Source organism: Streptomyces sp. NPDC014907, from assembly GCF_055562975.1.
Genome location: NZ_JBVHEG010000002.1, coordinates 741,254 through 759,729 on the forward strand (window position 1 = coordinate 741,254; position 18,476 = coordinate 759,729).

Sequence of the window (18,476 nt, forward strand, 5' to 3'; positions counted from 1 at the left end):
GATGGACAGTCTGTCAGTTCCGCCGCCGGAGGGGCGCCCCAGACCCCCATTAGGCTCTGCACGCGTAAGCGAACGTTTCCCGAGGAGACCCATGAGCGAGCGACTGCAGCCCGGCGACACCGCCCCCGCCTTCACCCTGCCCGACGCGGACGGCAACGAGGTCTCCCTCGCGGACCACAAGGGCCGCAAGGTCATCGTCTACTTCTACCCCGCCGCCCTCACCCCCGGCTGCACCAAGCAGGCCTGCGACTTCACCGACAACCTCGAACTGCTCGCGGGCGCGGGCTACGACGTCATCGGCGTGTCCCCGGACAAGCCGGAGAAACTGGCGAAGTTCCGCGAGAAGGAGGACCTGAAGGTCACCCTCCTCGGAGACCCGGAGAAGAAGGTCCTGGAGGCGTACGGCGCCTTCGGCGAGAAGAAGCTGTACGGCAAGACGGTGACCGGCGTGATCCGCTCCACCGTGGTCGTGGACGAGGAGGGCAAGGTGGAACGGGCCCTCTACAACGTGAAGGCCACCGGCCACGTCGCCAAGATCATCCGGGACCTGGGCGTCGAGGCCTGACCCCCCGCGGGCGCGTGACGGAGATCGCACTTTCGTGTGATTTTCGTTTGCGAACGGCATGACCGTGCAAGAAGAGCCTCTTGTGTTCGCCTTCCCCAGAGAGGACGTACGGTCATGCCGGCCACAGACCGCGCCCCCGCGCCCGACCCCGGAGCCCTGAGACGCCACCCCCGCCTCTTCAGGGCCGTCAGCCGGCGCAAGCACCCCCGGCTGCGGCGGACCGACATCACGGTGACGGACGAGGCCGCCGTCAGGCGGGCCGTGAAGGCGGCCTCCCTCGGCAACGCCATGGAATGGTTCGACTTCGGCGTCTACGCCTACCTCGCCGCCACCCTCGGCCACGTCTTCTTCCCGTCCGGCAACGACACCGTCCAGCTCCTCTCCTCGTTCGCGACCTTCGCCGTCGCCTTCCTCGTCCGCCCCCTCGGCGGCATGTTCTTCGGCCCCATGGGCGACCGCCTGGGCCGCAAGAAGGTCCTCGCCCTCACCATGGTCCTGATGGCCGCCGGCACCTTCGCCATCGGCCTCATCCCCTCGTACGCCTCCATCGGCTTCTGGGCGCCGGTGCTGCTCATCTCCTTCCGGATGCTCCAGGGCTTCTCCACCGGCGGCGAATACGGCGGGGCCTCCACCTTCATCGCGGAATACGCGCCCGACCGGCGCCGGGGCTACTTCGGCAGCTTCCTCGAATTCGGCACCCTGGCCGGATACGTCGGCGCGGCGGGCCTCGTCACCGCGCTCACCGCCTGGCTCGGCCACGACACCATGCAGGACTGGGGCTGGCGCGTACCGTTCCTGGTGGCCGGCCCCCTCGGACTCGTCGGCCTCTACCTGCGGCTGCGCCTCGACGAGACACCGGCCTTCCAGCGCCTGGAGTCCGGCACGGCCCACGCGCCCGACACGGCGGACGCGCCCGAGACCACCACCAAGGCCGACCTCGCCAAGATCTTCCGCCGCCAGTGGCCGGCACTGATCCTGTGCGTCGCCCTGGTCGGCGCGTACAACATCACCGACTACATGCTGCTGTCGTACATGCCGACGTACCTCTCGGACGAACTCGGCTACAGCGAGACGCACGGCCTGCTGATCCTGCTCCTGGTGATGGTCCTGCTGATGACCCTCCTCACCGGAGTCGGCCGCCTAAGCGACCGCTTCGGCCGCAAACCCGTCCTCATGACGGGCATGCTGGGCTTCCTCCTCCTCTCGCTCCCCGCGTTCCTCCTCATCGGCCGGGGCGGCGTCCCCGCGATCACGGCGGGCATGCTGATGCTCGGCCTGTCGCTGGTGTGCATGCTCGGCACCATGTCGGCGGCGCTCCCCGCCCTCTTCCCCACGGACGTCCGCTACGGCTCGCTGTCCGTCGGCTACAACCTCTCCGCGTCCCTCTTCGGCGGGACGACCCCGCTGGTCATCACCGCCCTGATCGGCGCGACCGGCAACGACCTGATGCCGGCGTACTACGCGATGGGCGCGGCGCTCGTCGGCGTGATCGCCGTGGCCTGCATGAAGGAGACGGCCCGCCGGCCCCTGGAGGGCTCGCCCCCGTCGGTGGAGACCCCGGAGGAGGCGGCGGAGATGGTGATGGCCCAGGCCCCGGAACCGAAGTTCTGACCCTCCCCCTTCCACGAACGGCCCGCACCGGTTGCTTCCGGCACGGGCCGTTCGCCTTTCCCGGCGGTCGCGACATGCGTACGCGATATGACGTAACCGTCCGATATTCGGCTCGTTGATCCGTGCGAGGCCACGAACGGACGGCCGAAGGGGAGGGGGCACGAGATGCCGAAGAGTCCATACACGCGAGAGCGTCTCGCCGAAGCGGCGCGATCGTCGCGGACGCTGTCGGAGGCGTTGGGGAAGCTGGGGGCGGACCCCCGGAGCGGGTCCCGTCGGTACATCCACGACCGGATGAAGAAGCTGGGCGTGGACACGTCCCACTTCGAGCAGGAGGGAGCGCGGTGGACACGGGAGATCCTGACGGAAGCCGTGAAGGCCTCCACGAACCTGTACGACGTCCTGCGTCATCTCGGAGTGGAACTCGTGGGCGGGCAGCACACCCACATCAGCCGGCGCATCAAGGCTCACGGCATCGATACGTCACACTTCACGCCTTCGGTTCGCACGGAGAACATGCGGTTCAACCAGCGACGCCGAACACCAGCGGAAGTGCTGGTCGAAGACGAGTCGCCGTACGCCCGGCGCAAACGGAGCGACCGCCTCAAAAGCGCGATGCTGGAGGTCGGCGTCGAGAACCGGTGCGCGGAATGCGGGAACGAGGGCGCGTGGCTGGGGCTGCCCCTCTCTCTGGAGGTCGACCACATCGACGGCAACTGGCGGAACAACCGGATCACGAACCTGCGGCTGCTCTGCCCCAACTGCCACTCGACGACGGACGGCTATCGGGGGCGCGGCAAAGGACGTGCCCGATGACAAGCGGCATGCGGTACACGCGCGAACGGCTGGCCGAGGCAGCGGCGCAGTGCTCCAGCATCGAGGAAGTCATCGCTTTTCTGGGGAGCGACCCCCACCGCAACCTCTCCCGCTACTTGATGAAACGCTTCGCTCACTTCGGCATCGACGTGACGCATTTTCCGCCCACGGGCAGGCGTCATCGGCCCGGCGCCGATGAACTGAAAGCCGTTGTCGCCCTGTCCTCCTCCGTCAGGGAAGCACTCCGCCGGCTCGGGCGGGCCGACAACGGCGCACAGCGGGCGAACCTCCGGAAATGGATCGCCGACGACTGCCTCTCGACCACGCATTTTCTGGGCCAGGCCCATCGGCGGGGCAAACCGAGCCCCACCGCCGCGGCGCCGGAGGACGTACTGGTGAAGCACGACAAGGGGTACCGGACGACGACGGCAAGACTGCGCCGCGCACTGGCCGGGATCGGCGTTCCCGAACTGTGCGCTCGCTGCGGCGTCGGGCCCGAGTGGCTCGGCAGGCCCATGACCCTGGAGGTCGATCACGTCAACGGTGACTGGAGCGATGACAGGCGTGAGAACCTGCGGCTCCTGTGCCCCAACTGCCGTGCGGTTACCGACACGTGGTGTCGAGGAGGGAGGAGCCGGCCCTCCTCCGGCGGGGCAGTAAAGTAGTCGACGTCTGGGCCCGTACCCCAGCTGGCCAAGAGGGCGCCGGTTTAGGTCCGGTGTGTCGTGGGTTCGAGTCCCACCGGGCCCACCGCGAGGGCGCGTCACCCACAGGGTGCCGCGCCCTCGCGCCGTCCTCAGCCCAGCAGCTCCCTCACCACCGGCACCAGCGCCCGGAACGCCTTGCCCCGGTGGCTGATCGCGTTCTTCTGCGCCGGGGTCAGTTCCGCGCAGGTGACGTCGTAGCCCTCCGGCTGGAGGATCGGGTCGTAGCCGAAGCCGTTCGTGCCGACGGGGGCGTGGCGCAGGACGCCCGGCATCCAGCCCTCCACGACGCGTTCCGTGCCGTCCGGGAGGGCCAGGGCCGCGGCGCAGGCGAAGGAGGCGCCGCGGTGTTCGTCCGCGATGTCGGAGAGCTGCGCCAGGAGCAGGTCCAGGTTGGCGCGGTCGTCGCCGTGGGTGCCGGACCAGCGGGCGGAGAAGATGCCGGGGGCTCCGTTGAGGACGTCGACGCAGAGGCCGGAGTCGTCGGCGACGGCGGGCAGGCCGGTGGCGCGGGCGAGGGCGTGGGCCTTGAGGAGGGCGTTCTCCGCGAAGGTGACGCCGGTCTCCTTGACGTCGGGCACCTCCGGGTAGGCGTCCGCGCCGACGAGTTCGTGGTCGAGGCCCGCGTCGGCGAGGATCGCGCGGAGTTCGGTGATCTTGCCCGCGTTGCGGGTGGCGAGGATCAGACGGGTCATGCCGGTGATTATCCCGGGGCGGTCGTCCCTCGGGGCGACCGCCCGGGGACGGTCGCCCCGAGGAGCGGCCGTCCCGGAGCCGTTCGCCCCGGAGTGGTCACCCCGGAGCCGTTCGCCCCGGAGCCGGTCACCTCGGAGCCGTTCGCTCCGGAGCGGTCGTCCCGGAGCCGGTCACCCCGGGGTGCAGACCTTCGCCACCTCGCCCGCCGCGTTCGTGATGGGCGTGATGTCGGGGGTCGTGTCGCCGTTCTTCACAGCGGTGCGGACCGAGTCCACGCCCTTGGTGAGGTCGTCGACCGCCTTCGAGAGGTCGGCGTTGTCCGTCGTGTTCTTGAGGTTGCCGAGTTCGGTGGAGATCGAGTTCAGCGATTCCTCGATCTGCGTGACGTCGTTGGAGGCGTTGGAGACGGCCTGCTGGAGCTTCTGTACGGACGTGGCGATCGCGTCGGCGGTCTTGACGCAGTCCATGGCCGTGTCGAGGGCTCCGCAGCCGCTCAGGACGGTGGTGAGCGTGGCGGCCGCGGCGACGGCGAGTGCGAGACGGCGCTTCAAGACGGGTCCTCCCCTGTACACGACGGTGGCGCGGGCGCGCGGACACGGTCCGTGCGCCCGTTGTCCGTCAGGACGCCGTGCGGCGTCCGGGGGTTGCGGTCAGAGGGTTCCTTCGAGGGCCTCGCGCTGGATCTCGGCGAGGTCGGCGCAGCCGCCGGAGGCCAGGTCGAGCAGGGCGTTCAGTTCCTTGCGGTCGAAGGGCTCGGCCTCGGCGGTGCCCTGGACCTCCACGAAGCGTCCGTCGCCGGTGCAGACGACGTTCATGTCGGTGTCGGCGCGGACGTCCTCCTCGTAGCAGAGGTCGAGGAGGGGGACGCCGTCGACGATGCCGACGGAGACGGCGGCGACGGTGCCGGTCAGGGGCTTGCGGCCGGCCTTGACGAGCTTCTTGCCCTGGGCCCAGGCCACGGCGTCGGCGAGGGCGACGTAGGCGCCGGTGATGGCGGCGGTGCGGGTGCCGCCGTCGGCCTGGAGGACGTCGCAGTCGAGGACGACGGTGTTCTCGCCGAGCGCCTTGTAGTCGATGACGGCGCGCAGGGAGCGTCCGATGAGGCGGGAGATCTCGTGGGTGCGGCCGCCGATCTTGCCGCGGACGGATTCGCGGTCGCCGCGGGTGTTGGTGGCGCGGGGCAGCATGGAGTACTCCCCGGTGACCCAGCCCTCGCCGCTGCCCTTGCGCCAGCGCGGGACGCCTTCGGTGACGGAGGCGGTGCAGAAGACCTTGGTGTCGCCGAAGGAGATGAGGACGGAGCCCTCGGCGTGCTTGCTCCATCCGCGTTCGATGGTGACGGGGCGGAGCTGTTCGGGGGTACGGCCGTCGATGCGAGACATGGGTCGAGCCTAGCGGGAGACGGCGAAGGGCCCGTTCCCCTGCCGGAACGGGCCCTGCGGCCGGCGCGGGGCCGGCGCGTCAGTCGCTCACATCATGTCTTCGATGTCGGCGGCGATCGGGTCCGCGTCGGTGCCGATGACGACCTGGATGGCGGTGCCCATCTTCACGACGCCGTGGGCGCCGGCGGCCTTGAGGGCGGCCTCGTCGACCAGGGCCGGGTCGCGGACCTCGGTGCGCAGGCGGGTGATGCAGCCCTCGACCTCTTCGATGTTCTCGATGCCGCCGAGCCCGGCGACGATCTTCTCAGCCTTGGTGGCCATGTGTTTCTCCCTGTCCGTTCCGTTCGCGGGAACGCGATTCTCGGCGCACTTGCGGTCCGTTTGGTCACGGTAACCCACGGTTGGCCCACCTTCGCGAGCGAGTGGCCCCGTTCTGCCGAATGATGACGATCACCGGCGGCCTGTCCTCAGCGGGCTTTCGGAGCCTACCGCAACTGGTCTACACCAGTATGCGCCGAGACGCGGACCCGGGTCGTTCCGGGCAGGGAGGACGCCGATGAGTACCGACAGAGCCGCGGCCGCGCCGAAGAGGTCCTGGGGAAGCGGCCTCTTCCAGGGCCTCCAGAAGATGGGGCGCAGCCTCCAGCTCCCGATCGCGGTCCTTCCGGCGGCGGGCATCATCAACCGGCTCGGGCAGCCGGACGTCTTCGGTTCCGAGGGGCTGGGCTGGGACGACGTCGCCAAGGTGATGGCGGGCGCGGGCGGCGCCCTGCTCGACGGCAGTCTGGGTCTGCCGCTGCTGTTCTGCATCGGCGTCGCCATCGGCATGGCGAAGAAGTCCGACGGGTCGACCGCGCTCGCGGCGGTGGTCGGCTTCCTCGTGTACTACACGGTGCTGCGGCAGTTCCCGAAGGACTGTCCGACGGGCACGAGGGACATCGGCGGGGGCTGCCTGGGCGCGGACGACTCCTTCGCGGGGTACACGTACCAGAATCCCGGCGTCTTCGGCGGCATCCTGATGGGCCTGTTCGCCGCCTATCTGTGGCAGCGGTTCCACCGGACGAAGCTGGTGGACTGGCTGGGGTTCTTCAACGGGCGCCGGCTCGTGCCGATCATCATGGCGTTCGTCGGCATCCTCTTCGCCGCGCTCTGTCTGTGGGTCTGGCCGCCGATCGGTGACGCCCTGGAGAGCTTCAGCGACTGGCTGGTCGGGCTCGGGGCCTGGGGTTCGGGTATCTTCGGGGTCGCGAACCGCGCCCTGCTGGTGATCGGTCTGCACCAGTTCCTGAACGTGCCCGTCTGGTTCCAGTTCGGTTCGTACACCAAGCCGGACGGCACGGTGGTCCACGGTGACATCAGCATGTTCCTGGCGGGCGACCCGGAGGCCGGGCAGTTCACCACGGGCTTCTTCCCGATCATGATGTTCGCGCTGCCGGCCGCCGCGCTGGCGATCACCCACTGCGCCCGGCCGCACCGGCGCAAGGAGGTCGGCGGTCTGATGCTGTCGGTGGCGCTGACCTCGTTCGTCACCGGCATCACGGAGCCGCTGGAGTACTCGTTCCTCTTCATCGCCCCGGTCCTGTACGCGATCCACGCGGTGCTCACCGGTGTCTCCATGGCGGTGACCTGGGCGTTCGGGGTGAAGGACGGTTTCAGCTTCTCGGCCGGCCTGATCGACTACGTGATCAACTGGAACCTGGCGACGAAGCCGTGGCTGATCATCCCGATCGGTCTGGTCTTCGCGGTCGTGTACTACGCGGTCTTCCGGTTCGCGATCACGAAGTTCGACCTGCCGACCCCCGGCCGCGAGCCGGAGGAGGTGGAGGCGGAGATGGAGCGGGACAACATCAAGTGATCGCGCGCCGGCCGGCCGTCCTCCCCGGCTGAAGCCCCGCGCGTCCCCTCTTCCGAGGCCCCCGGACCCCCGTGTCCGGGGGCCTTTCCGCGTCCGCTACGGAGCGTGTCCGGGCGCGTGAGAATTCGCAGGTTCCTTATCTAAGTCACACGTGCTACAACTGGTCTACACCACTCATTGGTGTAGACCACGCGGTCCAGACCACCGCGTTCCACGAGACGCCGCCGTCACTCCTTTCCCTGTCCTCTGGCGGCGCCTTGCCTTACTGGAGGAAGTTGATGAGTACGGCCACCGCCCCGGCCGCCGCTCCCGCCAAGAAGCGCGGGTCCGGCCTGTTCCAGGGCCTGCAGAAGGTCGGTCGCAGCCTGCAGCTCCCCGTCGCCGTCCTGCCCGCCGCCGGCATCATGGTCCGCCTCGGCGCCGACGACGTCTTCGGCAAGGACGGGCTCGGCTGGGACAAGGTCGCCTCGGTCTTCGCGCACGCCGGTGACGCCATCCTGGGCCAGCTCCCCCTGCTGTTCTGCATAGGCGTGGCCATCGGCTTCGCGAAGAAGGCCGACGGCTCGACGGCGCTCGCCGCACTGGTCGGCTTCCTGGTCTACTCCAAGGTCCTGGAGGCCTTCCCGGTCGCCGAGGCGGTCGTCAAGGCCGGCAAGGACGACCCGGCGAAGTACAACAACCCCGGCGTGCTCGGCGGCATCATCATGGGCCTGCTCGCCGCCGTGCTGTGGCAGCGGTTCTACCGCACCAAGCTGGTGGACTGGCTCGGCTTCTTCAACGGCCGCCGCCTCGTCCCGATCATCATGGCCTTCGTCGGCCTGGCCATGGGCGTCTTCTTCGGCCTGGTGTGGGAGCCGATCGGTGAGGTCATCACCGACTTCGGCGAGTGGATGACCGGCCTGGGCGCCGCCGGCGCGGGCATCTTCGGCGGCATCAACCGCGCGCTGATCCCCGTCGGCATGCACCAGTTCGTCAACACCGTCGCCTGGTTCCAGATCGGTGACTTCACCAACGCCGCCGGCGAGGTCGTGCACGGCGACATCAGCCGCTACCTGGCCGGTGACCCGTCCGCCGGCATGTTCCAGTCCGGCTTCTTCCCGATCATGATGTTCGGTCTGCCGGCCGCCGCCCTGGCCATCGCGCACACCGCCCGTCCGGAGCGCCGCGCGGCCGTGACCGGCATGATGGTCTCCCTGGCGCTGACCTCGTTCGTCACCGGCGTGACCGAGCCGATCGAGTTCTCCTTCATGTTCATCGCGCCGCTGCTGTACGTGCTCCACGCGGTCCTGACGGCCGTCTCCCTGGCCGTCACCTGGGCGCTCGGCGTGCACGCCGGCTTCAACTTCTCGGCCGGCCTGATCGACTACCTGCTCAACTGGAACCTGGCGACCAAGCCCTGGATGATCATCCCGATCGGCCTCGTCTTCGCGGCGGTCTACTACGCGGTCTTCCGCTTCGCGATCGTCCGGTTCAACCTCTCCACCCCGGGCCGCGAGCCCGAGGAGGAGGTCGAGGACCTCACCAAGGCGTGAGCCCCGCCCCGCATGCCGAAGGGCCCCGGAACCGTCACGGTTCCGGGGCCCTTCCCCGTACGCGGGAGCTGCCCGTCCTCAGACCTCGTACACCGCGCCCGGTCTCGCCAGCTCCGCCGGTCCCGCGTACACCGCGCGCGCGTCCGCCAGGTTCCGCCCGGCGTCCGTCCACGGCGGGATGTGCGTGAGGACGAGGCGGCCCACCCCGGCCCGGGCCGCCTGGAGGCCGGCCTCGCGGCCGTTGAGGTGGAGGTCCGGGACGTCCTCCTTGCCGTGGGTGAAGGAGGCCTCGCAGAGGAAGAGGTCGGTGCCGGCGGCCAGCTCGTGCAGCGCCTCGCAGGCCCCGGTGTCCCCGGAGTAGGCGAGCGAACGGCCGCCGTGCTCGACCCGGATGCCGTACGCCTCGACCGGGTGGCACACCTTCTCCGTGCGGACGGAGAACGGGCCGAGCTCGAAGGCGCCCGGCTTCAGCGTGCGGAAGTCGAAGACCTCGCTCATCGAGGTGGGCGAGGGCGTGTCCGCGTACGCCGTGGTCAGCCGCTGCTCGGCGCCCTCCGGCGCGTAGACGGGGATCGCGTCGCAGCGCCCGCCCTCGTGCCGGTAGTAACGGGCCACGAAGTACCCGCACATGTCGATGCAGTGGTCCGCGTGCAGATGGCTGAGGAAGATCGCGTCGAGGTCGTACAGACCGATGTGACGCTGCAGCTCGCCCAGGGCGCCGTTGCCCATGTCGAGGAGCAGCCGGAAGCCGTCGGCCTCGACGAGGTAGCTCGAACAGGCCGATTCCGCGGACGGGAACGACCCGGAGCAGCCGACGACGGTGAGCTTCATGGAGCGTGAACCTCCGTGGACGGGTGCGGGGAAGCGCGCTGGGGGAAGGGAGGCTGTGCGGTCCGTCGAGCGTAAGGCGCGTCCGGGCCCGTCGCTCCTCCGCGACGGCCCGTTGTGGGCGAACTCACGGGCTCTGTCACCGGTTCGGATGGATGGCGGGGCGTCACGGCGGGGGGAACCGCGCACCGGTAACGTCGTGCGGTATGGACACGTCGTGGTGGCCCGCGCTGGCCGCGGTGGTGGTGCTCGCCCTGGTGGTGGCGGTCGTCGACGGACGGAAGCGTTCTCCGCGCCGTCCTCCCTCCCGGCCCGCCTCCCGCCGCCCTCCGGGGCGGACCCGGCCGCCCGGGCGGGCGGCGGAGCCCCGGCCCCGGGAGGGGCGCGGGCCGGAGCCGGCCGAGATCTGGTGGGCCGACGTGCCCTTCGAGGACGGGCCCGGCTCGAAGGACCGGCCCTGTCTGGTGCTCTCGGTGCGGGGGGAGAGCGCGCTCGTCGCGAAGATCACCAGCAGGCACCACGAGGAGCGGCCGGGGGTGATCGCGCTGCCGCCGGGGACGGTGGGCGACGCGCGGGGGCGGCCGAGCTTCCTGGAGACGGACGAGCTGCGGGAGGTGCCGGTGGCGGACTTCCGGCGGAGGATCGGAAAGGCGGACCCGGCCCTGTGGGACCGGGTCCGCCATCTGGCGCGCTGAGGCCGACGCCCTCCGGGGCGGCGGCTCACGCCCAGAGCTGTCCCTGGACCGTCTTGATGGCCTCTTCGGTCGTCGCGGCCGTGTAGAGGCCGGTGGACAGGTACTTCCAGCCGCCGTCGGCGACGACGAAGACGATGTCGGCGCTCTCCCCCGCCCTGACGGCCTTGTTGCCGACGCCGATGGCGGCGTGCAGGGCCGCGCCGGTGGACACGCCCGCGAAGATGCCCTCCTCCTGGAGGAGTTCGCGGGTGCGGGTGACCGCGTCGGCGGAGCCGACGGAGAAGCGGGTGGTGAGGACGGAGGCGTCGTACAGCTCCGGCACGAAGCCCTCGTCGAGGTTGCGCAGGCCGTAGACGAGGTCGTCGTAGCGCGGCTCGGCGGCCACGATCTTCACGTCCGGCTTGTGCTCGCGCAGGTAGCGGCCGACGCCCATCAGGGTTCCGGTGGTGCCGAGTCCGGCCACGAAGTGGGTGATCGAGGGCAGGTCGGCGAGGATCTCGGGGCCCGTGCCGGCGTAGTGCGCACCGGCGTTGTCGGGGTTGCCGTACTGGTACAGCATCACCCAGGAGGGGTTCTCGGCGGCGAGTTCCTTGGCGATGCGGACCGCGGTGTTGGAGCCGCCCGCGGCCGGGGAGGAGACGATCTCCGCGCCCCACATGGTGAGCAGCCGGCGCCGTTCCTCGCTGGTGTTCTCGGGCATGACGCAGACGATGCGGTAGCCCTTGAGCCTGGCGGCCATGGCGAGGGAGATGCCGGTGTTGCCGCTGGTCGGTTCCAGGATGGTGCAGCCGGGGGTGAGCCGGCCGTCCTTCTCCGCCCGTTCGATCATGTGGAGCGCGGGGCGGTCCTTGACCGAGCCGGTGGGGTTGCGGTCCTCCAGCTTCGCCCAGACGCGGACGGAGTCCGAGGGCGAGAGCCGGGGGAGGCGGACCAGGGGCGTGTTGCCGACCGCCGCGAGCGGGGAGTCGTAACGCATGTGGATCAGACCGCGCCGCCGGCGACGGCCGGCAGGATCGTGACGCTGTCGCCGTCGGAGAGCTTGGTGTCGATGCCGTCGAGGAAGCGCACGTCCTCGTCGTTCAGGTAGACGTTGACGAAGCGGCGGAGCTTGCCGCCGTCCACGATGCGGGCCTCGATCCCGGTGTGGCGGGTCTCCAGGTCGGCGAAGAGTTCGGCGAGGGTGCCGCCGTCGCCCTCGACCGCCTTGGCGCCGTCGGTGTAGGTGCGGAGGATGGTCGGGATGCGGACCTCGATGGCCATGGCGTGGGCTCCTGTCGGAAGTGGCGTGGTGGGCGCGCTGCTGGGGCCCCGCGCGGAGGGGGTGGTGCGGTGGGGCGCTCGGCCGGCCGGTCAGGACGCGGCGCGGTCCGGGCGGGACGCTGTTCCGCCCGGACAGATCGCGCTGGCGAGGCGGCCCAGGTCGACGTGCAGGCGGGCCACGAGCAGGGGGGTGCCCGGAGTCTCTTCGCTCACGTCGTGGGAAACCATGGGCTCATCGTATCGATTCCCGGTCCGGGTTCCGGAATGTGATCTCACATGATGGAAGGTTGCTGACCGCCTGCCGGACCGTGCAGGTAGACGACGGTCGGGCTGCCGGTCCCGGGGTGCGGGATCACGTCCGCCCGGACCCCGTAGACGGCGTCCAGGAGGGCGGGGGTGAGGACTTCGGCGGGGGTGCCGCCGGTGACGACCCTCCCCCGCTCCAGGACGTAGATCCGGTCGCAGTACGCCCCCGCCAGGTTGAGGTCGTGGAGGGCGAGCAGGTTGGTGGTGCCCAGGCCGCGGACGAGGGCGAGGACGTCGAGCTGGTGGCGGATGTCCAGGTGGTTGGTGGGTTCGTCGAGGACGAGCAGGGCCGGGTCCTGGACGAGGGCGCGGGCGACGAGGGCGCGCTGGCGCTCGCCGCCGGAGAGGGTGGGGTACGGGCGGTCGGCGAGGTCCGCGAGGCCGACGCGGGCGAGGGCGGCGGCGGTGCGCCCGTGGTCGGCGGCCGTGTCGCCCTCCCAGAAGCGCTTGTGCGGGGAGCGGCCCAGGGCGACCAGTTCGCGGACGGTCAGCTCGAACTCGGCGGCGCTGTCCTGGGGGACGGCGGCGACGCGGCGGGCACGGGCCCCGGCCCCGAGGGCGCGCAGGTCGTCGCCGTCGAGGAGGGCGCGTCCGGCGGTGGGGACGAGGGTGCCGTAGACGCAGCGCAGGAGGGTGGTCTTGCCGCTGCCGTTGGGGCCGATGAGACCGACGGTCTCGCCGGGGCGGACGGTGAGGTCGGCGGAGCGGAGGCGGTCCCCGTAGGAGAGGCCCTCCAGGCGCAGTCCGGTCACAGGAGCGCTCCTTCCGGGCGGCGGCGCATCAGCCAGAGGAAGAACGGGCCGCCGGTGAGCGCGGTGAGGACGCCGACGGGGAGGTCCTGGGGCGCGGTGACGGTCCGGGCGCCGAGGTCGGCGACGACCAGGGCGAGGGCGCCGCCGAGCGCGGCGACGGGCAGGAGGCGGCGGTGCGGGGCGCCGACGGCGAGCCGGGCGGCGTGCGGGGCCATGAGGCCGATGAAGCCGACGGCTCCGCTGGCGGCGACCATGACGGCGGTGAGCAGGGAGACGAGCACGAAGACGGCGGCGCGGAAGCGGGCGGTGTCGAGGCCGAGGACGGTGGCGTCCTCCTCGCCGACGAGGAGCAGGTCGAGCGGGCGGGCGAGGGCGAGCAGGGCGCCGGTGCCGAGGACCAGGACGGCGGCGGGCAGGAGGAGGGTGTCCCAGCGGGCGCCGCCGAGGCCGCCGAGGGACCAGTACAGCGCCTCGCGGAAGTGTTCGGGGCGGCCCGCGGCGGCCAGGATCAGGGTGGTGAGGGCGGACAGGACGTAGGAGACGGCGACTCCGGCGAGGACGAGCCGGGGGCCGGTCATGGTGCCGCCGCGCCGGGCGAGTCCGTAGACGAGGACGAGGGCGGCCAGGGCGCCGGCGAAGGCGCCGGCGGGCAGGGCGAGGGTGGTGGTGATCCCTCCCCCGACGCCGACGACGAGGACCAGGACGGCTCCGGCGGAGGCGCCGGAGGAGATGCCGAGGAGGAAGGGGTCGGCGAGCCGGTTGCGGACGAGGGCCTGGAGGACGGCGCCGGCGACGGCGAGGCCGGCGCCGACGACCACGCCGAGCAGGACCCGGGGCAGCCGTACGTCGAGGACGATCGTCCGGTACGGGGAGGGGCCGGAGCGCCCGGTCAGGGCGTCGAGGACCCGTCCGGGCGGGACGCTGACGGAGCCGAGGGCCAGGGAGGCGAGGCAGGCGGCGGCCAGGGCGAGCAGGAGGCCGGTGACGACGGCCGGGAGGCGCAGCCGTCCGGGGGCCGGGGGGCCGGGGCGGGGGGCCCGTTCCGGGGCGGCCGGTTTCTCCGCCGTGTCCGCGGCGCGGGTTCCGGCGCTCACCGGGCGGCCGGGTGGAGCTGGCCGGCCAGCTTGCCGACGGCGGCGGGGACGCGGACGCCGAGGACCGTGTCGGAGAGGGGCAGGACGGCGAACCGGCGGTTCCTGATCGCGGGGACGTCCTTGAGGGCGGGGTCGTCGAGGAGCCGCTTCTTCTTCTGTTCGACGGTGACGGAGCCGTAGTCGTAGAGGACGACGACCTCGGGCCGGCGGGCGACGACCTGTTCCCAGGTGGCGTCGCCGAAGGCCTTGTCGAGGTCGGCGAAGACGTTGCGGCCGCCGGCGCGGGTGATCATCTCGTTGCCGATGCCCTTGCCGCCGGCGGTGAAGGCGGTCTTGTCGCCGCTGTCGTAGACGAAGACGGGGACGGGCTCGACGCCCCGGAGGCGCTTCTCGTCGGCGGCGAGGGCGGCGCGGGCCCCGGCGATCCACTTCTCGGCGCGGTCGGGGACGCCGAAGGTCCTGCCGACCTCGCGGACCTCGCGGTAGAGGTCGTCCACGGAGGTCCTGCCGGAGGGGCAGTACTCGGTGTTGAGGCGGGTGGCGATGCCGGAGCGCGCGAGGTCGTCGCGGCCGCGGCCGTCCTTGGCGTCGAAGGCGGAGCCGTAGCCGCCGTAGACGAAGTCGGGGTTCGCGGCGAGCAGGGCCTCCTTGGAGGGGTACTCCTTCGCGAGGACGGGGACGGACGCGTAGGCCTTCTCGTAGGCGGGCAGGACGGCGTCGTCCAGGTAGGCGGTGCCGACGAGGGACTTCTCCAGGCCGAGGGCGAGCATGGTCTCGGTGGCGTGCTGGTTCATGGTGACCGCGCGCTTCGGCGGGGCCGGGAAGGTGTGCGTCACGCCGCAGTTGGTGACGGTGTACGGGAATCCCGGCGCGGCCTTCGCGGGCGGACCCGCAGGTGCGGGGGCGGCCGAGCAGGCGGCGAGGAGCGGGAGCAGGGCGGCGGCGAGGGCGAGCGGGCGGCGCCAGGACATGACGGAACGTTCCTCCTCCGGGGATTTCCACGTCCCCGTCCGGTGGTGCGGGCGGCAGGTCAGTTCCTGGCTTCCGCCCCCGGGGAGGCGGTCACAGTGGCGGGACCGTGCCGGATTCGCACCGGCTTCCTGGGTCCTGCCGCCCGTTGGGTTTCCGTCAGTGTCTCATCGGCCGCGTCACGCGTGGTCGTGGCTCTCGACGATCTTCACGTCCTCCTCGGTCACCACGCCGTCCACGATGGTGAAGGAGCGGAACTGGAAGGGGCCGGCGCCGTCGGTGTCGGCGGTGGAGACGAGGACGTAGTGGGCGTGCGGCTCGTTGGCGTACGTGATGTCCGTGCGGGACGGGTAGGCCTCGGTGGCGGTGTGCGAGTGGTAGACGATCACGGGCTCCTCGTCCCGGTCGTCCATCTCGCGGTAGAGCTTGAGCAGGTCCGCGGAGTCGAACTCGTAGAAGGTGGGCGAGCGGGCCGCGTTCAGCATGGGGACGAACCGCTCGGGGCGGCCGCTGCCGGCCGGACCCGCGACCACGCCGCAGGCCTCGTCCGGGTGGTCCGCGCGGGCGTGTTCCACGATCTGGTCGTACAGGGCCCGGGTGATGGTCAGCATGGCGACAGGATAGACAGAAGGACCGTCCCGTACCGAGGGATGGTACGGGACGGTCCGAGGGGTGGGACGGGTCCGGTCAGGAACGCTTGGCGAAGGCGGCGCCCCCGGGGTCGCGGGACTTCAGGACCAGGTAGGAGACGCCCAGGAGCAGGGCCCAGACCGGCGCGCAGTAGAGGGAGACGCGGGCGCCCTCGTCGATGCCCATCATCACGACGACCATGCCGATGAAGAGGAGCGCGAACCAGCTCGTGTACGGGGCTCCCGGGGCCTTGAAGGAGGACGGGGGCAGCTCGCCGCGGTCCGCCTTGCGGCGGTAGCGGATCTGGCAGACCAGGATCATGATCCAGGCCCACATGCCGGAGATGGTGGCGAAGGAGACCACGTACTCGAAGGCCTTGCCGGGGGCGACGTAGTTGATCCAGACGCCGACCAGCATGAGCGCGGCGGAGAAGGTGGTGCCGAGCAGCGGGATGCCGCTCTTCGTGAGCCGGGTGAAGACCTTGGGGCCCTGGCCGTTGAGCGCGAGGTCGCGCAGCATGCGGCCGGTGGAGTACATGCCCGAGTTGCAGGAGGACAGGGCCGCGGTGAGCACGACGAAGTTGACGACGGCGGCGCCGACGCCGAGCCCCATCTTCTCGAAGGCGGCGACGAACGGGGAGACGCCCGGCTGGAACTCGGTCCACGGGACGACCGACAGGATCATGATCAGGGCGCCGACGTAGAAGACGGCGATGCGCCACGGCACGGTGTTGATGGCCTTGGGCAGGACGGTCTTCGGGTCCTTGGACTCGCCGGCGGTGACGCCGACCAGCTCGACGGCGAGGAAGGCGAACATCACGATCTGGAGCGTCATCAGGGTGCTGCCGACGCCGTTCGGGAAGAAGCCGCCCTGGTTCCACAGGTGGGCCACGGTGGCGGTGTCCCCGGCGTCGGAGAAGCCGACGGTGAGGATGCCGGCGCAGATCAGGATCATGCCGATGATGGCGGTGACCTTGACCATCGAGAACCAGAACTCCAGCTCGCCGAAGAGCTTCACGGAGATCAGGTTGGCGCCGTAGAGGACCACGGTGAACACGAGCGCGGAGACCCACTGGGGGATGTCCCACCAGTACGTCATGTAGGTGGCGGCGGCGGTGACCTCGGTGATGCCGGTGACGACCCAGAAGAGCCAGTACGTCCAGCCGGTCACGAAGCCCGCGAAGGGGCCGACGAACTCCCGGGCGTACTCCGAGAAGGAGCCGGACACCGGGCGGTACATGAGGAGCTCGCCCAGGGCCCGCATGATGAAGAAGATCACCAGGCCCGCGACGGCGTACGCGAGGATGAGGCTGGGGCCGGCCTTGTGGATGGCCTTGCCCGCGCCGAGGAAGAGGCCGGTGCCGATGGCGCCGCCGATCGCGATCATCTGGATCTGCCGGGCGCCGAGGCCGCGCTGGTAGCCCTCGCCGCCGCCCACGGCCCCGTCGGTGCCGTCGTGCTGCTTGTCGACCTGCACAGAGGTCATGGTGGTGCGCCTTTCTCCATGCTGATCCGTGCGACCACGCGTGTGTCGGTCACGGATCAGATCCTGATCCCCCCGGATGTGGATGGAGTGCCGCCGGCGGTCAGCCGGCCGAAGCGCCCTCGGGAACAGGGGTGGCGTCCCCGAGCGGTCGTGAAGGTGTATCACGCGTCCCGGGGCGGTCGGCGGAGAGGCACGTGGCGCGTGCCACACGAAAACGGGAATCCGGCGCATACAAGACGACAAAGCGGACGCTCCGATAACGCATTCGTTATCCGGATTTGAGCGTCCGCTGAGCGAACAACCCCGGCACTCCCTTCCGGAAGGTGCCTCAGGAGGGCATCAGGGTCTCCACCAGGGACTCCTGGAGCGCCCCCAGCCAGAGGTAGGCCATCACCATCGGCTTGCGCGGGTCGGAGTCCGGCAGCCGGTACAGCCGCTCGCTCTCCTCGTCGTCCGCGATCTCCAGGCGGGTCGCGATGGCCAGCCGGAGGTCGTTGAGGGTGCCGAGCCAGGCCCGCGACCCGTCCGGGGTGAGCTTCAGGACCCCGCCGCCCTCCTCGTCCGCGCCGGCGGCGAGGGAGTCCAGGGCGCGCACCGTCGCGAGGGCGTCCTCGCGCTTGCGGGCCCGCAGGTCGTTCTCGGTGTAGCGGCGGAAGTCCGAGGCGGCCTCCCGCAGCTCCTCGGTGTCGTCCCCGTACGCGTCGGGGAAGAGGCGCCGCAGGGCGGGGTCGGACGGCGGTTCGCCGGGCCCCTCGGAGAAGAGCGCGGCCAGCGGGTCCGCGTCGGCCGCGGGCTCGTCGCCGGGGCCGATCAGCTCCATGAGCTGGACGGCGAGGGAGCGGAGGATGGAGATCTCGACGTCGTCGAGGGCGACGGCCGCGCCGCCGCCGGGCAGCGCCTCGAAGCGGCCGGCCATCAGCCGCGGTCCTGGGTGAGGGTCGCCCAGAGGCCGTAGCCGTGCATCGCCTGCACGTCCCGTTCCATCTCCTCGCGGGTGCCGCTGGAGACCACCGCGCGGCCCTTGTTGTGCACGTCGAGCATCAGCTTGTGCGCCTTGTCCTTGGAGTATCCGAAGTACGACTGGAAGACGTAGGACACATAGCTCATCAGGTTGACCGGATCGTTGTGCACGAGGGTCACCCAGGGCACGTCCGGTTCGACGACCGCGGTGACCCCTTCGGCCGGTTCCGTACGTTCGATCTCAATAGGCGCGACGCTCACTCACCCCATGCTGCCACTCCCGGGGGTCCCTCGCACAAACGGGCCACGGCCTCCGGCACAGAAATCGTCACTCTG

At 70.8% G+C, this 18,476-nt stretch carries 22 protein-coding genes, 1 tRNA gene and 1 riboswitch; of the genes, 8 read left to right on the forward strand and 15 right to left on the reverse strand.

Annotated elements, in window-relative coordinates; genetic code table 11:
* Positions 1-91 precede the first annotated feature (91 nt).
* The 5 genes from bcp (at position 92) to ACZ3IL_RS08750 (ending at position 3,742) form a co-directional block, all read left to right on the forward strand.
* A complete protein-coding gene (bcp, locus tag ACZ3IL_RS08730) occupies positions 92-565 on the forward strand; it encodes a thioredoxin-dependent thiol peroxidase (protein ID WP_467388003.1) in 474 nt (157 codons plus the stop codon).
* Between the two features lie 114 nt (positions 566-679).
* Entirely contained in the window at positions 680-2,176 is a 1,497-nt protein-coding gene (proP, locus tag ACZ3IL_RS08735) for a glycine betaine/L-proline transporter ProP (protein WP_467388005.1), read from the forward strand.
* A gap of 165 nt (positions 2,177-2,341) precedes the next feature.
* Positions 2,342-2,992, forward strand: coding sequence for an HNH endonuclease signature motif containing protein (locus tag ACZ3IL_RS08740; protein WP_467388007.1), 651 nt, complete (start codon positions 2,342-2,344; stop codon positions 2,990-2,992).
* Positions 2,989-3,657: an HNH endonuclease signature motif containing protein gene (locus tag ACZ3IL_RS08745; RefSeq protein ID WP_467388009.1), complete on the forward strand. Its 669-nt coding sequence runs from the start codon at positions 2,989-2,991 to the stop codon at positions 3,655-3,657. Before ACZ3IL_RS08740 ends, ACZ3IL_RS08745 begins: the two co-directional genes overlap by 4 nt.
* Positions 3,658-3,666: 9 nt before the next feature.
* A tRNA-Leu gene (locus ACZ3IL_RS08750) sits at positions 3,667-3,742 on the forward strand.
* A gap of 46 nt (positions 3,743-3,788) precedes the next feature.
* Here ACZ3IL_RS08750 and rdgB read toward each other — a convergent pair.
* The 4 genes from rdgB to ACZ3IL_RS08770 form a co-directional block, all read right to left on the reverse strand.
* Positions 3,789-4,391 carry an RdgB/HAM1 family non-canonical purine NTP pyrophosphatase gene (gene rdgB, locus ACZ3IL_RS08755; RefSeq protein WP_467388011.1) on the reverse strand — a complete coding sequence of 201 codons (603 nt, stop codon included), beginning with the start codon at positions 4,389-4,391 and terminating at the stop codon, positions 3,789-3,791.
* Positions 4,392-4,562: 171 nt separating this feature from the next.
* Positions 4,563-4,943 carry a hypothetical protein gene (locus tag ACZ3IL_RS08760; RefSeq protein WP_467388013.1) on the reverse strand — a complete coding sequence of 127 codons (381 nt, stop codon included), beginning with the start codon at positions 4,941-4,943 and terminating at the stop codon, positions 4,563-4,565.
* 99 nt (positions 4,944-5,042) lie between these two features.
* The gene (gene rph / locus ACZ3IL_RS08765; RefSeq protein WP_467388015.1) at positions 5,043-5,774 is read right to left on the reverse strand and encodes a ribonuclease PH; all 732 of its coding nucleotides are present in this window, start codon (positions 5,772-5,774) and stop codon (positions 5,043-5,045) included.
* An 87-nt stretch (positions 5,775-5,861) separates the two neighbouring features.
* Entirely contained in the window at positions 5,862-6,095 is a 234-nt protein-coding gene (locus ACZ3IL_RS08770) for a PTS sugar transporter subunit IIB (RefSeq protein ID WP_467388017.1), read from the reverse strand.
* A 235-nt stretch (positions 6,096-6,330) separates the two neighbouring features.
* Between ACZ3IL_RS08770 and ACZ3IL_RS08775 the strand changes: the two genes are divergently transcribed.
* Positions 6,331-7,629 (forward strand): PTS transporter subunit EIIC, encoded by a 1,299-nt coding sequence (locus ACZ3IL_RS08775; RefSeq protein ID WP_467388019.1) that lies wholly within the window; start codon positions 6,331-6,333, stop codon positions 7,627-7,629.
* 278 nt (positions 7,630-7,907) lie between these two features.
* Complete coding sequence (locus tag ACZ3IL_RS08780; protein ID WP_467388021.1) at positions 7,908-9,161, forward strand: PTS transporter subunit EIIC; 1,254 nt, start codon at positions 7,908-7,910, stop codon at positions 9,159-9,161.
* A gap of 78 nt (positions 9,162-9,239) precedes the next feature.
* On the opposite strand, the gene ACZ3IL_RS08785 is transcribed toward ACZ3IL_RS08780, so the two are convergent.
* Entirely contained in the window at positions 9,240-9,992 is a 753-nt protein-coding gene (locus ACZ3IL_RS08785; RefSeq protein WP_467388023.1) for an MBL fold metallo-hydrolase, read from the reverse strand.
* 203 nt (positions 9,993-10,195) lie between these two features.
* Here ACZ3IL_RS08785 and ACZ3IL_RS08790 point away from each other — a divergent pair, with 203 nt between their 5' ends.
* On the forward strand, positions 10,196-10,684 hold the full coding sequence (locus ACZ3IL_RS08790; RefSeq protein ID WP_467388025.1) for a type II toxin-antitoxin system PemK/MazF family toxin: 489 nt from the start codon (positions 10,196-10,198) through the stop codon (positions 10,682-10,684).
* Between the two features lie 25 nt (positions 10,685-10,709).
* Here the strand turns inward: ACZ3IL_RS08790 and ACZ3IL_RS08795 are convergent, their stop codons facing one another.
* From ACZ3IL_RS08795 to clpS, 10 genes are all read right to left on the reverse strand, one after another.
* Positions 10,710-11,660 carry a PLP-dependent cysteine synthase family protein gene (locus tag ACZ3IL_RS08795; protein WP_467388027.1) on the reverse strand — a complete coding sequence of 317 codons (951 nt, stop codon included), beginning with the start codon at positions 11,658-11,660 and terminating at the stop codon, positions 10,710-10,712.
* Between the two features lie 5 nt (positions 11,661-11,665).
* Positions 11,666-11,944: a MoaD/ThiS family protein gene (locus ACZ3IL_RS08800; RefSeq protein WP_467388029.1), complete on the reverse strand. Its 279-nt coding sequence runs from the start codon at positions 11,942-11,944 to the stop codon at positions 11,666-11,668.
* Positions 11,945-12,034: 90 nt separating this feature from the next.
* Positions 12,035-12,172: a putative leader peptide gene (locus ACZ3IL_RS08805; RefSeq protein ID WP_467388031.1), complete on the reverse strand. Its 138-nt coding sequence runs from the start codon at positions 12,170-12,172 to the stop codon at positions 12,035-12,037.
* Between the two features lie 44 nt (positions 12,173-12,216).
* Complete coding sequence (locus tag ACZ3IL_RS08810) at positions 12,217-13,002, reverse strand: ABC transporter ATP-binding protein (protein WP_467388033.1); 786 nt, start codon at positions 13,000-13,002, stop codon at positions 12,217-12,219.
* Positions 12,999-14,006 carry a FecCD family ABC transporter permease gene (locus ACZ3IL_RS08815; RefSeq protein ID WP_467388226.1) on the reverse strand — a complete coding sequence of 336 codons (1,008 nt, stop codon included), beginning with the start codon at positions 14,004-14,006 and terminating at the stop codon, positions 12,999-13,001. The genes ACZ3IL_RS08810 and ACZ3IL_RS08815 overlap by 4 nt, the downstream gene beginning before the upstream one ends.
* An 86-nt stretch (positions 14,007-14,092) precedes the next feature.
* On the reverse strand, positions 14,093-15,067 hold the full coding sequence (locus ACZ3IL_RS08820; protein WP_467388035.1) for an ABC transporter substrate-binding protein: 975 nt from the start codon (positions 15,065-15,067) through the stop codon (positions 14,093-14,095).
* Positions 15,068-15,107: 40 nt separating this feature from the next.
* Positions 15,108-15,222, reverse strand: a riboswitch (cobalamin riboswitch).
* A 22-nt stretch (positions 15,223-15,244) separates the two neighbouring features.
* Positions 15,245-15,676 carry a M67 family metallopeptidase gene (locus ACZ3IL_RS08825; RefSeq protein ID WP_467388037.1) on the reverse strand — a complete coding sequence of 144 codons (432 nt, stop codon included), beginning with the start codon at positions 15,674-15,676 and terminating at the stop codon, positions 15,245-15,247.
* 76 nt (positions 15,677-15,752) lie between these two features.
* Complete coding sequence (locus tag ACZ3IL_RS08830; protein ID WP_467388039.1) at positions 15,753-17,180, reverse strand: amino acid permease; 1,428 nt, start codon at positions 17,178-17,180, stop codon at positions 15,753-15,755.
* Positions 17,181-17,508: 328 nt separating this feature from the next.
* Entirely contained in the window at positions 17,509-18,096 is a 588-nt protein-coding gene (locus ACZ3IL_RS08835) for a DUF2017 domain-containing protein (RefSeq protein WP_467388041.1), read from the reverse strand.
* Positions 18,096-18,401 carry an ATP-dependent Clp protease adapter ClpS gene (gene clpS, locus ACZ3IL_RS08840; RefSeq protein ID WP_388690395.1) on the reverse strand — a complete coding sequence of 102 codons (306 nt, stop codon included), beginning with the start codon at positions 18,399-18,401 and terminating at the stop codon, positions 18,096-18,098. The genes ACZ3IL_RS08835 and clpS overlap by 1 nt, the downstream gene beginning before the upstream one ends.
* Positions 18,402-18,476 lie beyond the last annotated feature (75 nt).

What these genes read in the sequence shown, in the direction of transcription:
- bcp (WP_467388003.1), top strand. Translation starts at nt 92, where the DNA reads ATGAGCGAGCGACTGCAGCCCGGCGACACCGCCCCCGCCTTCACCCTG.
- proP (WP_467388005.1), top strand. Translation starts at nt 680, where the DNA reads ATGCCGGCCACAGACCGCGCCCCCGCGCCCGACCCCGGAGCCCTGAGA.
- ACZ3IL_RS08740 (WP_467388007.1), top strand. Translation starts at nt 2,342, where the DNA reads ATGCCGAAGAGTCCATACACGCGAGAGCGTCTCGCCGAAGCGGCGCGA.
- ACZ3IL_RS08745 (WP_467388009.1), top strand. Translation starts at nt 2,989, where the DNA reads ATGACAAGCGGCATGCGGTACACGCGCGAACGGCTGGCCGAGGCAGCG.
- rdgB (WP_467388011.1), bottom strand. Translation starts at nt 4,391, where the DNA reads ATGACCCGTCTGATCCTCGCCACCCGCAACGCGGGCAAGATCACCGAA.
- rph (WP_467388015.1), bottom strand. Translation starts at nt 5,774, where the DNA reads ATGTCTCGCATCGACGGCCGTACCCCCGAACAGCTCCGCCCCGTCACC.
- ACZ3IL_RS08770 (WP_467388017.1), bottom strand. Translation starts at nt 6,095, where the DNA reads ATGGCCACCAAGGCTGAGAAGATCGTCGCCGGGCTCGGCGGCATCGAG.
- ACZ3IL_RS08775 (WP_467388019.1), top strand. Translation starts at nt 6,331, where the DNA reads ATGAGTACCGACAGAGCCGCGGCCGCGCCGAAGAGGTCCTGGGGAAGC.
- ACZ3IL_RS08780 (WP_467388021.1), top strand. Translation starts at nt 7,908, where the DNA reads ATGAGTACGGCCACCGCCCCGGCCGCCGCTCCCGCCAAGAAGCGCGGG.
- ACZ3IL_RS08785 (WP_467388023.1), bottom strand. Translation starts at nt 9,992, where the DNA reads ATGAAGCTCACCGTCGTCGGCTGCTCCGGGTCGTTCCCGTCCGCGGAA.
- ACZ3IL_RS08790 (WP_467388025.1), top strand. Translation starts at nt 10,196, where the DNA reads ATGGACACGTCGTGGTGGCCCGCGCTGGCCGCGGTGGTGGTGCTCGCC.
- ACZ3IL_RS08795 (WP_467388027.1), bottom strand. Translation starts at nt 11,660, where the DNA reads ATGCGTTACGACTCCCCGCTCGCGGCGGTCGGCAACACGCCCCTGGTC.
- ACZ3IL_RS08800 (WP_467388029.1), bottom strand. Translation starts at nt 11,944, where the DNA reads ATGGCCATCGAGGTCCGCATCCCGACCATCCTCCGCACCTACACCGAC.
- ACZ3IL_RS08805 (WP_467388031.1), bottom strand. Translation starts at nt 12,172, where the DNA reads ATGGTTTCCCACGACGTGAGCGAAGAGACTCCGGGCACCCCCCTGCTC.
- ACZ3IL_RS08820 (WP_467388035.1), bottom strand. Translation starts at nt 15,067, where the DNA reads ATGTCCTGGCGCCGCCCGCTCGCCCTCGCCGCCGCCCTGCTCCCGCTC.
- ACZ3IL_RS08825 (WP_467388037.1), bottom strand. Translation starts at nt 15,676, where the DNA reads ATGCTGACCATCACCCGGGCCCTGTACGACCAGATCGTGGAACACGCC.
- ACZ3IL_RS08830 (WP_467388039.1), bottom strand. Translation starts at nt 17,180, where the DNA reads ATGACCTCTGTGCAGGTCGACAAGCAGCACGACGGCACCGACGGGGCC.
- ACZ3IL_RS08835 (WP_467388041.1), bottom strand. Translation starts at nt 18,096, where the DNA reads ATGGCCGGCCGCTTCGAGGCGCTGCCCGGCGGCGGCGCGGCCGTCGCC.